The organism is Pseudomonas sp. NY15181 (assembly GCF_048068055.1).
Lineage (GTDB): Bacteria > Pseudomonadota > Gammaproteobacteria > Pseudomonadales > Pseudomonadaceae > Pseudomonas.
The window spans coordinates 238,710-251,188 of sequence record NZ_JBLUPT010000003.1 but is presented as its reverse complement, the minus strand read 5'-3'; the positions used below and the strand labels follow the sequence as shown (position 1 = coordinate 251,188).

The 12,479-nt window shown below is 67.0% G+C and carries 12 protein-coding genes and 1 tRNA gene; 5 read left to right on the top strand and 8 right to left on the bottom strand.

Annotated features, from left to right (window positions below):
- Positions 1-55: 55 nt before the first annotated feature.
- From ACNFBT_RS09750 to hflK (ACNFBT_RS09730), 5 genes are all read right to left on the bottom strand, one after another.
- Positions 56-2,020: a cation-translocating P-type ATPase gene (locus ACNFBT_RS09750; protein ID WP_416748763.1), complete on the bottom strand. Its 1,965-nt coding sequence runs from the start codon at positions 2,018-2,020 to the stop codon at positions 56-58.
- A gap of 18 nt (positions 2,021-2,038) precedes the next feature.
- Complete coding sequence (locus ACNFBT_RS09745; protein ID WP_416748761.1) at positions 2,039-2,491, bottom strand: hypothetical protein; 453 nt, start codon at positions 2,489-2,491, stop codon at positions 2,039-2,041.
- Positions 2,492-2,624: 133 nt separating this feature from the next.
- Positions 2,625-3,665, bottom strand: a complete 1,041-nt coding sequence (gene hflK / locus ACNFBT_RS09740) for a protease modulator HflK (RefSeq protein WP_416748759.1) — start codon at positions 3,663-3,665, stop codon at positions 2,625-2,627.
- Complete coding sequence (hflC, locus tag ACNFBT_RS09735; protein WP_416748757.1) at positions 3,658-4,707, bottom strand: protease modulator HflC; 1,050 nt, start codon at positions 4,705-4,707, stop codon at positions 3,658-3,660. The genes hflK (ACNFBT_RS09740) and hflC overlap by 8 nt, the downstream gene beginning before the upstream one ends.
- Complete coding sequence (gene hflK / locus ACNFBT_RS09730; protein WP_416748755.1) at positions 4,704-6,665, bottom strand: protease modulator HflK; 1,962 nt, start codon at positions 6,663-6,665, stop codon at positions 4,704-4,706. The genes hflC and hflK (ACNFBT_RS09730) overlap by 4 nt, the downstream gene beginning before the upstream one ends.
- 241 nt (positions 6,666-6,906) lie before the next feature.
- Here hflK (ACNFBT_RS09730) and ACNFBT_RS09725 point away from each other — a divergent pair, with 241 nt between their 5' ends.
- The 5 genes from ACNFBT_RS09725 (at position 6,907) to ACNFBT_RS09705 (ending at position 11,086) form a co-directional block, all read left to right on the top strand.
- Positions 6,907-7,908, top strand: coding sequence for a D-cysteine desulfhydrase (locus tag ACNFBT_RS09725; protein WP_416749445.1), 1,002 nt, complete (start codon positions 6,907-6,909; stop codon positions 7,906-7,908).
- 116 nt (positions 7,909-8,024) lie between these two features.
- A complete protein-coding gene (tcyJ, locus tag ACNFBT_RS09720; RefSeq protein ID WP_416748753.1) occupies positions 8,025-8,825 on the top strand; it encodes a cystine ABC transporter substrate-binding protein in 801 nt (266 codons plus the stop codon).
- Positions 8,822-9,496, top strand: coding sequence for a cystine ABC transporter permease (gene tcyL, locus ACNFBT_RS09715; protein WP_152221461.1), 675 nt, complete (start codon positions 8,822-8,824; stop codon positions 9,494-9,496). The genes tcyJ and tcyL overlap by 4 nt, the downstream gene beginning before the upstream one ends.
- Positions 9,493-10,248: an L-cystine ABC transporter ATP-binding protein TcyN gene (gene tcyN, locus ACNFBT_RS09710; RefSeq protein ID WP_416748751.1), complete on the top strand. Its 756-nt coding sequence runs from the start codon at positions 9,493-9,495 to the stop codon at positions 10,246-10,248. Before tcyL ends, tcyN begins: the two co-directional genes overlap by 4 nt.
- Before the next feature lie 139 nt (positions 10,249-10,387).
- Positions 10,388-11,086: a pirin family protein gene (locus tag ACNFBT_RS09705; RefSeq protein ID WP_416748749.1), complete on the top strand. Its 699-nt coding sequence runs from the start codon at positions 10,388-10,390 to the stop codon at positions 11,084-11,086.
- 54 nt (positions 11,087-11,140) lie between these two features.
- Here ACNFBT_RS09705 and ACNFBT_RS09700 read toward each other — a convergent pair.
- From ACNFBT_RS09700 to ACNFBT_RS09690, 3 genes are all read right to left on the bottom strand, one after another.
- Positions 11,141-11,216: transfer RNA gene (locus ACNFBT_RS09700), tRNA-Ala, on the bottom strand.
- Positions 11,217-11,257: 41 nt separating this feature from the next.
- A complete protein-coding gene (locus tag ACNFBT_RS09695; protein ID WP_416748747.1) occupies positions 11,258-11,920 on the bottom strand; it encodes an O-methyltransferase in 663 nt (220 codons plus the stop codon).
- A gap of 18 nt (positions 11,921-11,938) precedes the next feature.
- Positions 11,939-12,469, bottom strand: coding sequence for a C40 family peptidase (locus ACNFBT_RS09690; protein WP_416748745.1), 531 nt, complete (start codon positions 12,467-12,469; stop codon positions 11,939-11,941).
- Between the last annotated feature and the right edge of the window lie 10 nt (positions 12,470-12,479).

Below are 12,479 nucleotides of genomic sequence, written 5' to 3'. Positions count from 1 at the left end.
GTTCTATAAGAGTCTGGAACGGCGCACATGATAGCCGATCTCGCCCACCTGCGGCTCACGCCGATGCGTCGGCAAGACGAGCGACCGGCTGTCCGAGGGCCTCATCGAAGCGCAGCAGGCGGCCGGCGTTCCCCAGCACCAGCAGCGTGCTGAGGTTGTGCAGGATCGCCGCGATCATCGCTCCGGCCGCGCCCAGCAGGCCGAAGGCGGCGGCAGCGACGATGGCCAGGGTCCAGCCCAGGCCGATCAGCACGTTGACCTGCAGGGTGCTGCGGCATTGGCGACTGAGCCGTACGCAGGTGCCCAGACGGCGAAGATCGCTGCCGATCAGCACGATATCCGCCGAGGCCAGGGCGATATCCGCCCCGCCGGCGCCCATCGCCACCCCGACCACGCCGGCCTTGAGCGCCAGCGAGTCGTTGATGCCGTCGCCCACCACCAGTGGACGGAACCCCTTGCGGATTTCCTCGTTGACCCGCGTCAGCTTGTCTTCCGGCAGTGCCTGGGCCACCACGCTGTCGATGCCGACCTCACGGGCCAGTGCGTCGGCCACGCTCTGGCGGTCGCCGGTCAGCAGCAACTGGCGCCCGATCCCGAGCTCGCGCAGGTCCGTCACCGCATGCGCCGCCTCGGGGCGAACGCTGTCGGCGAGCAGCAACCACGCCAGGAAACGCCCGCCCAGCGACAGCCCGGCGATGGGGCCGTCGTGGTCCGGCACCGCCGGCGTCGCGATCCCCAAGCGGGCGAACAGCTCCGGTCGGCCAAGGGCGGCCTCGCCCCGCTCGGTCCGGGCGACCACGCCGAGGCCTTGCCGTTCGTGGAGGTCGGCGAGCGGGTGATGCGCATCGTGCGGCGCCAGCGACGCCAGCGCACGGCTGACCGGGTGGCTGCTGGCGGCGCCCAGGCTGGCGGCCAGTCGCTCGATGTCGTCCCGGGCCTCGCCCGGCTCCGCGCGCACGGCCTGCAGACGCAGTGCGCCGTAGGTCAGGGTGCCGGTCTTGTCGATCACCAGCGAGGTCAGGTCGGCCAGTTCTTCGAGGAACGCCGAGCTGCGAATCAGTATGCCGTGGCGAGCTGCGACGGCGATGCCGGCGATGGCGGTGGCCGGGGCCGACAGCACCAGCGCACAGGGGCAAGCGGCGACCAGCACGGCCAGCATGGCCTGCGGGTCGTTGGTGATGAACCAGGTGACGGCGGCGATCAGCAGCACCAGCACCATGTAGCGCCCGGCGTAGCGCTCCAGCAGGCGGGTGATGGGCGGCTTGGACTGTTCGGCGCGCTGCATCAGGGCGATGACCTTGCCCAGGGTGGAAGCATCGCCGGTACGGGTCACTTCGATGCGCAGCAGGCCGTCGAGGTTGATCGCGCCACCGTAGACGTCCATGCCGACGCCCGCTTCCAGCGGCACCGACTCCCCGGTGATCGGCGCGGTATCCAGGCTGGCCTGGCCTTCCAGCACCCGGCCATCGGCGGGCACACGGTCGCCGGCGCGGACTTCCACCTGGTCGCCCGGCCGCAGCTCGCCGTTGTCCACCTCGCGCACGCTGCCGTCGGCGGCGATCAGCCGCGCCTGGCTGCGGGTGAGACGGCCCAGCGCCTCGATGGCTTCCTGCGAGCCGATCACACTGCGTTCTTCCAACACGTGACCGAAGATCATGATGATCGGCAGCAGTGCGGCGGTCATCAGGTCGCCGGTGGCCCAGGCGCCCAGCATGGCCAGGGCGATGAGCTGGTCGGTGATGCCGTGCAGGCTGGGGTGCCGCAGGCTGTACCAGCCCGAGCGCAGGACCGGCACCGCCACCAGCAGCGAGGCGATGCCCAGGAGCATCTGCGCCACGCCTTCCTGCTGTGGGGCGAACCAGCGCCAGAGCAGGCCCAGCACCAGCAGGCCGAGGGCGATCATCGCCAGGCTGAGCTGGCGCGCTGCGCTGCGCTGCTCGTCGCGGGTGAGCATTCCACCGGTGAGGTGGCCATGGGAGTGGCCGTGATGCGCATGGCCGTGATGGTGGTGAACGCTCATACCGCGAAGGTGCCTGCTTTAGTTGATGGGTGGGAAGAGGGTTCCCGGCCGGGTGGCGTACTCGTTGGCTTCCGCTTCGGTCAGGACCCAGATCTGGTTGATCTGCTTGTCGATGCCGGGCTTGACGGCGACGACCTTGCCCTTGAGCAGCGGCATCATTCCATTCACGAGGAAGTGGTTGTCCTCGTCGCGAATACGCACGGAGGCCGCCACCGGATAGGTGATGTTCTTCCGGTACAGCCCCAGGGTGAGGATCTGCTTGAGCAGGCTGGGCCGGGGGCGTTTCAGCGTGATCATCGGAAACTGCGCGTAGTCGACGAAGGCCAGCATCATGCCCGCAGGCAGGACACGGTCGGCATGGGCCGGGAGGCTGCAACCAAGGACCAGCGCCAGCGCGCCCAGGCACTGCAAGGCCAGGCGTCGCAGCGAGCGTCGGGTTTGGTGGATGGTCTGAAGTCCGGCTGATGTCATTGGATGTCCCGCCCCTGGTGTGCCTGATTGTCGTGATCCGCCCGGACGAAGGTGCCGGACTTGCACTGCGAGCGTAGCGGTTCGCCGCACGACTGTCCGCACATTGATTCACAGCCTCCGGCGATCAGCGCGCTCACGGCTGCGGTCCTTCCAGGATCAGGTGCCCGGAATCGCGCGGATCGACCGTGGTCACCGACCCCGCGCGGGACAGGATGCCCGGCACGCGCTCGCGGTACAGGCGCAGCAGCAGCCCGGGGTCGGCATGCTGTTGCTGGGTCTGCGCCAGGCTGGTGATGGTGGCGGTGTCCGCCTGGGAGCGGGCCAGGCGCTCGCTGGCCTGGGCATGGGCGACCTGCAGCGTGCGATCGGCGGCCTGGTTGGCAGCCTGGAGCTGGCGAGCGGCGTCATTCTGCGCCGCAGCAACGCCCTGCTCCGCCTGCTGGCTGGCGGTCAGCACGGCGTTGAAGGCGCTCACCGCCTCGCGCGGCAGCGAGGACTGCACGTCCACCCGTTCGATTTCGATGCCCAGACCGTTGCCGGCTGACACCAGCGCGGCGAGGCTGCGATTGATGCCCTGCTGCAGGTCACCGCGCAGCCGTTCGCGGCGCTCGGCGACGCTGCTGTCGGCGCCGATCAACTCGGGGCGGGCGACCAGGATGGTGTCCAGGTCACGCGATGCGCACACCGCCACCGCATTGCGCGCCACCAGCCGGTCCAGCGCCGGCAGCACATGCCCGCCCTGGAGCACGAAGTCGTAGGGGGCGGTGACCTTGTAGAACACCCGTACATCCAACTGCACCACACCGGCATCGCCGGTGAGCAGGTAGCCGGAGCCGGCGGTGGCGTCGTTGGCCAGGCTGCCGTCCAGATCGGACTTCTGCGCCAGCCCCGAGCGCAGCAGGGTCTCCACCCGACGCTCGATCACTCGGTCGGCGGACGGCAGGATCACCACCTGCTCGAACGGGCGTGGCCAGGCCAGCAGCAATCCGGCGTTCTGGATACGCTCCAGCGCCCCCATGCGCAGCACCACGGCCCGGCTTTCCGGGCCGATCTGGCGCACATTGGACAGCGCCCAACCCAGCGCCGCCAGCAGGGTCACGCCGTACAGCGCCAGGAACGCCAGGCGCCCGGCCTGCAGCCAGGGGCTTGCGCCCTCCTCCCGCACCTCACTCATGCGTGTTGTCCGGTTTGCCGGCCGGCTGCTGCGGCGGGCCATCCACCAGCACTCGGAACGGCGCCGCGTCGGTCCGCAGCACCAGGCGCGTACCGGAGTTGACCAGGGTGCCGAGGGTGTCCAGCGAGCGCAGCATGTTGTACAACTCAGGCGCGCCGGTATAAGCCTTGCCGTAGATATCAGCCGCCTGCACCCGCGACTGGGCTTCGATGTCGGCGGCCTTCACCGTGGCGTCGGCCTGCAGGATGCGCGCATCGCGTTCGGCGGCGGAGCGGATCTCCGCGGCCTTGCGCTTGCCTTCGGCGGTGCGCTGGGTGGCGATCGTCTCGCGCTCGGCGCGCATGCGGTCGACCGTGGCGCCGAGGGTGACCTTGGGCAGCGTCAGCCGCTCGATGCCCACCTGGACTACACGCACGCCGTAGGTGTCGAGCAACTGGCGCTCGATCTGCTCGCGCAGGCGCTGCTCGAAGTCGGCGATGCGCACCTTGCCGGCATCCGTGTTCACCAGGTCGGAAAGATCGAATCCGCTGGCGGTGGTCTCCAGCGCGGAGCCGACGAAGGTACGGATCTGCCGGGCCGCTTCATCCGGCTGGTTCTGCACCGCGCGCATGAAGCGCTGGATGCTGTCCGGGTCAGGCTTCACCTGCCAGGCGACATAGGCCTGCACGATGATCCGCAGGCCATCGCGGGTGCCGACGTCCTGCAGGCCGCTGGAGGTGGTGCGCAATCGCAGGTCCACCGGCACGGCGGCCTCGAATGGAATCGGCAGGCGCCAGGCGAGCCCAGGCTCCAGCAAGACCCGAGCGGGATTGCCGAAGCGCGTGATCACCGTTGCCTCGCCGGAGCGCACCTGCACCAGGCAGGCGGTCGCAGCGGCGAACAGCACCAGCAGGCTGGCCAGGGCGGTACGACGCCAGGGGAAACGCGCCGGGCCTTCGTCATGGTGATGCCCGTGATGATGGCCATGATCATGGTCATGCCCGTGATCGTGACCGTGCTCATGGTCGTGGTGGTGATCGCCGTGAACGTGGGTCGGACTCAAGGTGCGATCTCCTGGGTACGGTTGGCGGGCTTGCCGCGCTGCGGATCGACCGGCGCGCCGAAGCTGCGCAGATCGAGGGTCGGCGCCTGGTCCGCGCTCAGGCGGTGATCGATGACCAGGCTGCGGGCGCCGGCCAGGCCCTGGCCCAGCTGGCTGAAATACTGTTCGAGCAGGAATGCCTGCCCGGCTCGCTGCCAGGCGGAGCGCTCGGCGCCGAAGCGCAAATCGGCGGCCTGGGCCTGGGCCAGGGTTTCCCGGGCATCGGCCGACGCCTTGTCGGTCGCGGCGCTGGCGGCCTGGCGTGCGGCATTGGTCTGCTCGGCGGCCTTGCCCTGTTCACGGGCGATCAGCGCCTGCGCGGTGATCTGCGCCGCCTGTACGCCATGGTAGGCATTGGCCGCGCCGGCCGGCGGGTGGATCGCCTCGACCACGGTGGCGAGGATTTCCACCCCGCTGTCCAGCCGATCGAGGTCGTCCTGTACGGCCTTGCCGATGTCCCGTGCCAGCGCCTCGCGCTCCGCGCCCAGCACGCCGTCAAGGGTGCGGGCGGCGAAATCGTGGACCAGCACGCGATTGGCGGTGCTGCGAATCAGCTCCGGCACGTCGGTACTTTTATAGGTCGCCGCCAGCGCCGCCTTGTCGCTCAACCCGATGCGATAGACAAAGCGCACGTCCATGTTGACGATCTGGAAGCTCTGCTGGCCGCTCGCCTCGCTTGCGATCACCTGCGAGTTCTCGCTCACATGGGAAGCGTCCCACAGGCGGTTGGCAGCCTCCGGCGCGGGGCCTTCGGCATCGACCAGCAGATCGGCCCGGGCGGAGTCGCCGGAGGTCGCCAGTTCATGGATCACCCCGTTCTCCACCGGCAACACGCGGCCGAACGGCCACGGCAGCCCGACGTGCAGCCCCGGCGGATAGACCGCCACCGGCTTGCCGAAGCGCTCGTAGACGCCCCGCCCGTTCATGGATATCTCGCTGACGCCGGTGAGCAGCCAGCCCACCAGCAGCATCAACCCCACCACCGGCAGGAAGGCGCGGCGCATGAAGCCGAATGCCCAGATCTGGCGCAGGTCGATACCGAAACGCTGTTGCAGTTCGCTCTGCAGGAACTGCAGCGGACGCGGTGGCCAGCGCAGCTGCGCGGCGACCAGGCTTTCGCCGATCAGCCGGGGCTCCTCGCGCGGGCGCTGTGGGCTGAAGACCGAGAGCAACGCGCGCAGGATCAGCTCCGCCGCCAGCAACACCGGCAGCAGGCCCACCAACACCACCCACCGGCTCGGCCACAGGCTCTCGCCGTTGGAGAACAGCAGACCGGGCAGCGACAGCAGTTGCACGACGATCACCGCGCGCACCATCAGCGATAAGGCAGCCGCTTCGGGCCATTCCTCGACGCTGGCCGCGCTCAGGTGCCGCTCCACCACCAGCAGGCCGAACGCCGACAAAGTCAGCAGCCCGGTGACCAGCCAGCCTGCCTGGCCCAGCGAAACGGCCGGTGTCGCGAGGTTCCAGCCGGCCTTGACGATCAACAGGGCCACCAGGGCCAATCCCGCCAGCCAAAGGGCGCCGACGCCGATGCGCTGCGCCAGGCGCTGGCTTGAGCGGCTGATGCGCTCGAGCAGGCGATCGTAGGCACTGAGCTGCGCAAGATCGACTGGCGCTTCAGGCGTCGTTGCCGATTCCGCCGTCCCGATCGCCGTAGCGCGCCAGCGAGCCACGCGCAAGGCCGCTTGGCTCACCGCCGCCAGCAACAGCAGTGCCGCGGCGTTGTTGCACAGCATGGGCAACCAGAGCGAGTCGGCGGTGAACAGGCCGATGAAGATCGCCACCAGGAACAGCAGCGCGGCGAGGCCCCCCGACAGCCAGGTGAGCAGCGACAAGCGACGCGACTGGTACGCCGAGCGCTGGAAACGCGGTAACCCTTCCAGGCTGCGGTCCTCGATATCCAGGTCGACTCTCATGGATGCTCCAACGGTTGAACGGATCGCCCACCTCTTTCGAGTGAAAGCGGCGCGCCGGCGAGCCTGAGCGTAGAAGATTAAGGCTGTATGAAGCCGGCGGCGATAAAAATGTAACCTTATAACGAAACATGTGAAATTGTTGTCGCGACGACACCCGCCGCATGGCGACATGAAGTCCATTGCGATGCGCCGCCTGGCGCTCTATCGTGAGCTCTTCACCGTGCTGCCCCGAGATTTTCCCATGAGCTCCTTGCGCGAATCGCTCGCCCGCTTCCCTCGTCTCGAACTGGCCGGCGGCCCGACGCCGCTGGAAAAACTGGAGCGCCTGTCCGCCCGCCTGGGTCGCGATATCCATGTGAAGCGCGACGACACCACCCCCTTCGCCCTGGGCGGCAACAAGGTACGCAAGCTCGAATTCCTCGCCGCGGACGCGCTGCGCGCTGGCGCCGACACCCTGGTGACGGCGGGTGCGATCCAGTCCAACCACGTTCGCCAGACGGCGGCCGTCGCGGCCAAGCTGGGCCTGCGCTGCGTGGCGCTGCTGGAAGACCCCATCGGCACCGGCGACCACAATTATCTGAGCAACGGCAACCGCCTGTTGCTCGACCTCTTCGGCACCGAGGTCGAACTGGTGCCCAACCTGGACAACGCCGACGAGCTGCTGCAGCAGACCGGCGAGCGCCTGCAGCGCGAGGGCCGCAAGCCCTACCTGGTGCCCATTGGCGGCTCCAACGCCCTCGGTGCACTGGGCTATGTGCGCGCCGGGCTGGAGCTGGCCGAACAGATTCGCCACAGCGGCCAGCGCTTCGCCGCCGTGGTGCTGGCCTCCGGTAGCGCCGGCACCCATGCCGGGCTGGCCGTGGCGCTGGCCGATGCCCTGCCGGAACTGCCGGTCATCGGTGTGACCGTCTCGCGCACCGACGCGGCGCAACGGCCGAAAGTGGAAGGGTTGATCCAGCGCACGCTGGAACTGCTCGGCCAGGACACCGCCAAGGCGCCGAAGGTGGAACTCTGGGACGAGTACTTCGCCCCGCGCTATGGCGAACCCAACGCCGGCACGCTGGAGGCGGTACGCCTGCTGGCCAGCCACGAAGGCCTGCTGCTCGACCCGGTCTACACCGGCAAGGCCATGGCCGGTCTGCTCGATGGCGTCGCCCGTCAACGCTTCGCCAACCAGGGCCCGCTACTCTTCTTGCACACCGGCGGCTCACCGGCGCTGTTCGCCTACCATCCAGCGAGCTGAGACAGAAAAATAAGACTAAGCATGTAATTTTTTATTATTTTATAGAATAACAACTACAACCCTATAGTCGCCACGCGTTGACTAACCTGCTTAAAACACCAAAAACGGGGCTCACCATGACCTTCTCTGCACTGCGCCGTCACTTCCTGCTTGCCAGCCTGACCCTCTCCCTTGGCGCCAGCCTGTTCGGCCAGGCCCAGGCCGCCGACGACCTGCTCGCCCAACTCAAGTCCAAGGGCGAAGTCCGGGTCGGCCTCGAGGGCACCTACCCGCCCTTCAGCTTCCAGGACGAGAACGGCAAGCTCGCCGGTTTCGAAGTGGACTTCTCCGACCTGATCGCCAAGGAACTGGGCGTCAAGGCCAAGCTCCAGCCGACCAAGTGGGACGGCATCCTCGCCGCCCTGGAATCCAAGCGCCTGGACCTGGTGATCAACCAGGTGACCATCTCCGAAGAGCGCAAGAAGAAGTACGACTTCTCCGAGCCCTACACCGTTTCCGGTATCCAGGCTCTGGTCCGCAAGGGCGACGAGAGCAAGTACGACACCCCCGAGAAGCTCGCCGGGGTGAAAGTCGGTGTCGGCCTGGGCACCAACTACGAACAGTGGCTCAAGGAGCACGTACCGCAGGCTGACGTACGCACCTACGAGGACGACCCAACCAAGTTCCAGGACCTGCGCAGCGGTCGCATCGACGTGATCCTGGTGGACCGCCTGGCCGCCTTCGACATGGTCAACAAGACCAATGGCGCCATGGCACTGACCGGCGCACCCTTCGCCCGCCAGGAAGCCGGCATCGCCCTGCGCAAGGGCAACCCGGAGCTGCTCGCGGCGCTGAACAAGGCCATCGACAAGCTGCGTGCTGACGGCACCCTCAAAAAGCTGTCGGAAAAGTGGTTCAAGGCTGACGTGACCCAATGATCGACGCAAGCCTGCAGCTTGCGCTGGATTCCGCGCCCTTCCTGCTCAAGGGCGCGGTCTTCACAGTAGTCCTCAGCGTAGGCGGCATGTTCTTCGGACTGCTGCTGGGTTTCGGACTGGCGCTGATGCGCCTGTACGGATTCACCGCCCTGAGCTGGCTCGCCCGCATCTACGTGTCGTTCTTCCGCGGCACGCCGTTGCTGGTCCAGCTCTTCATGATCTACTACGGCCTGCCGCAACTGGGCATCGAGCTCGACCCGCTGCCCGCGGCGCTGATCGGCTTTTCGCTGAACATGGCCGCCTATGTCTGCGAGATCCTGCGCGCCGCCATCGGCTCCATCGACCGGGGCCAGTGGGAAGCCGCATCGAGCATCGGCATGACCCGCGCCCAGACCCTGCGCCGGGTGATCCTCCCGCAGGCCGCGCGCACCGCGCTGCCGCCGCTGGGCAACAGCTTCATCTCGCTGGTCAAGGACACCGCCCTGGCCGCCACCATCCAGGTGCCCGAGCTGTTCCGCCAGGCGCAACTCATCACCGCGCGCACCTTCGAGGTCTTCACCATGTACCTCGCCGCCGCGCTCCTTTACTGGGTGCTCGCCAGCATCCTGTCGCACCTGCAGAACCGTCTGGAAGAGCGGGTCAACCGTCATGACCAGGAGCACGAGGCATGATCGAAGTACGCCAGCTGACCAAGCAGTTCCGCGGCCAGGAGGTGCTCAAGGGCATCGACCTGACCGTCGAGGCCGGCGAAGTGGTTGCGATCATCGGCCCCAGCGGCTCAGGCAAGACCACCCTGCTGCGCTGCCTCAACCTGCTGGAAGTTCCCAGCGGCGGCACCATCCAGGTCGGTCAGATCCGCATCGACGCCTCGCGCCCGCTGAGCGGCCAGCAGGGGTTGATCCGCAAGCTGCGCCAGCACGTGGGCTTCGTGTTCCAGAACTTCAACCTGTTCCCACATCGCACCGCGCTGGAGAACGTGATCGAAGGTCCGGTGATCGTGAAGAAGGAGCCCCGCGCCCAGGCCGAGCAACGCGCCCGCGCGCTGCTCGCCAAGGTCGGCCTGGCCGGCAAGGAAGACGCCTATCCCAAGCGTCTTTCCGGCGGTCAGCAGCAACGGGTGGCCATTGCCCGGGCGCTGGCGATGCAACCGGATGTGATCCTGTTCGACGAACCGACTTCGGCACTGGACCCGGAACTGGTGGGCGAAGTGCTGGCAACCATCCGTGGCCTGGCGCAGGAAAAACGCACCATGGTCATCGTCACCCACGAGATGAGCTTCGCGCGCGACGTGGCCAACCGGGCGATCTTCATCGACAAGGGCGTGATCGTCGAACAGGGCGATGCCAAGGCGCTTTTCTCCAACCCGCGGGAAGAACGCACGCGGCAGTTCCTCAGCAAATTCCTCACCCAGGGCGGGTCCTGATTCGCCGCAGACAAATCGATTAAATCGATTCTTTTGCTCGGATAATTGCGCTTTTATATCGATCAATTGCGAGAGAACATAGCTCCCATGAACCGCACGAGCCGGCGATCCCGCTGGCCGTGCCCATGAGGACTTCGCCATGATCGAACGCAGACCCTTCCAGCAACTCGGCGGCGCCAACCACGGCTGGCTCAATGCCAAGCACCACTTCTCCTTCGCCGAGTATTACGACCCTGAGCGTATGGACTGGGGCAACCTCCGCGTCTGGAACGATGACGAAATCGCTGCCGGCACCGGCTTCCCGCCGCACCCGCACCGCGAGATGGAAATCATCACCTACGTCCGCCAAGGCGCGATCACCCACCAGGACAGCCTGGGCAACAAGGGCCGCACCGAGGCCGGCGACGTACAGGTCATGAGCGCCGGGACCGGCATCGTGCACTCCGAGTACAACCTCGAGAAGGATGTGACCAAGATCTTCCAGATCTGGATCATCCCCTCGGTACGCGGCGGTACGCCGTCCTGGGGCGCCAAACCCTTCCCGAAGGGCGACCGCGCCGGGCGCTTCGTCACCATGGCCAGCGGCTATGAGAACGACGGCGACGCCCTGCGCATCCGCGCCGAAGGCCGCCTGGTCGCCGCCACCCTCAAGGCCGGCCAGAGCGCCGAGTACGAGCTGAGCGCAGACCGCCGCGCTTACCTGGTACCGGCAACTGGCAAGGTGGAAGTGAATGGCGTGCTGCTGGAGGCCCGCGACGGTGCCGCAATCGCCGATGAGGCGGTGGTGAAGGTGACCGCGCTGGAAGACAGTGAAGTCATTCTGGTCGACATCGCCTGACGCCACGCGATGGAAACGAAAAAGGCACGCCGATTGGCGTGCCTTTTTTGCGTCTGGTGGACCGAAGGAGGATCGAACTCCCGACCTCCGCATTGCGAACGCGGCGCTCTCCCAGCTGAGCTATCGGCCCGATACAGAGCAATCTAGCCCCGCACGATCAGACCGGCAATTTCACCGCTTGCGGCAAAGACTCATGCCGTCACCGATCGGCACCAGCGAGTAGTCGACCCGCGCATCTTCCTTCAATGCCCGGTTGAGCTGCTGGATGGCCCGCGTGTCGGCGCTTTCCGGCTCCATTTCGAGCACCCTGCCACTCCACAGCACATTGTCGAAGACCACCAGCCCGCCACTGCGCAGCAGGCTCAGGGCGTATTCGAAATAGGTGGGATATCGCGCCTTGTCGGCGTCGATGAAGACCAGATCAAAGCAGCCGTCCTCGCCTCCAGCCATCAGGCTCTCCAGCGTGGACAGCGCCGGACCCAGGCGTAGTTCGATGCGGCTGTCGACACCCGCCTCCGCCCAGTAGGCGCGCGCGATTTCGTTGTAGTCGCCGGGCAGATCGCAGCACAGCAGATGCCCATCGGCGGGAAGCGCTTCGGCCATGCACAGTGCGCTGTAGCCGGTGAAGGTACCCACTTCGAGGAGGCGCCGGGCGCCGATCAGCTTCACCAGCAAGGCGAGGAACTGCCCCTGCTCCGGGGCGACCTGCCAGCGCGACATGGGCAGCGCCGCAGTCTGCGCACGCAGGCGGGCCTTGATCGGCGAATCCCGCAGGGAGACATCGAGCAGGTACTGGTAGAGGGTGTCGTCCAGGTTCAGCGTGCGCGTAGTCATGGCCCTTCCCGCAAATGATCAGGGATGAAAGGCGAGACTCTGCACGGCGAGGACGCGCTTGGCTTCCAGGAAGGCTTTCTGCCAATAGGCACTGTCGAGGCTGTCCAGGCGTACGGTCCCGCCCGTTCTGGGCGCATGAACGAAGCGCCCTTCTCCGACATAGATACCCGCATGACTGACGCCACGTCCACCGCTGGTGGCGAAGAACACCAGGTCGCCGCTCTGCAGTGACTCGCGACCGATGCTGGGCGCACGCATGGTGATCATCTCGCGCGTGGAGCGCGGCAGCTGCAGGCCGGTGGCATCGCGGTAGACGTAGCCGATCAGGCCACTGCAATCGAAACCGCCATCGGGCGTATTGCCGCCCCAGCGATAGGGTGTACCAACCAGGCCAATGGCACGGATCAGGACGTCATCGGCAGCTTGCGAATTGTAGGCAGGGAGCGAAGGCGCGTTCACCACGGACGGTGGCGACGGCGGAGTGCGGCTGGCGCAGGCGGCCAGGGAGGCGAGAACGGCAATGAGGATGATGCGCTGTGGAACGAGCATGTGATGGCAT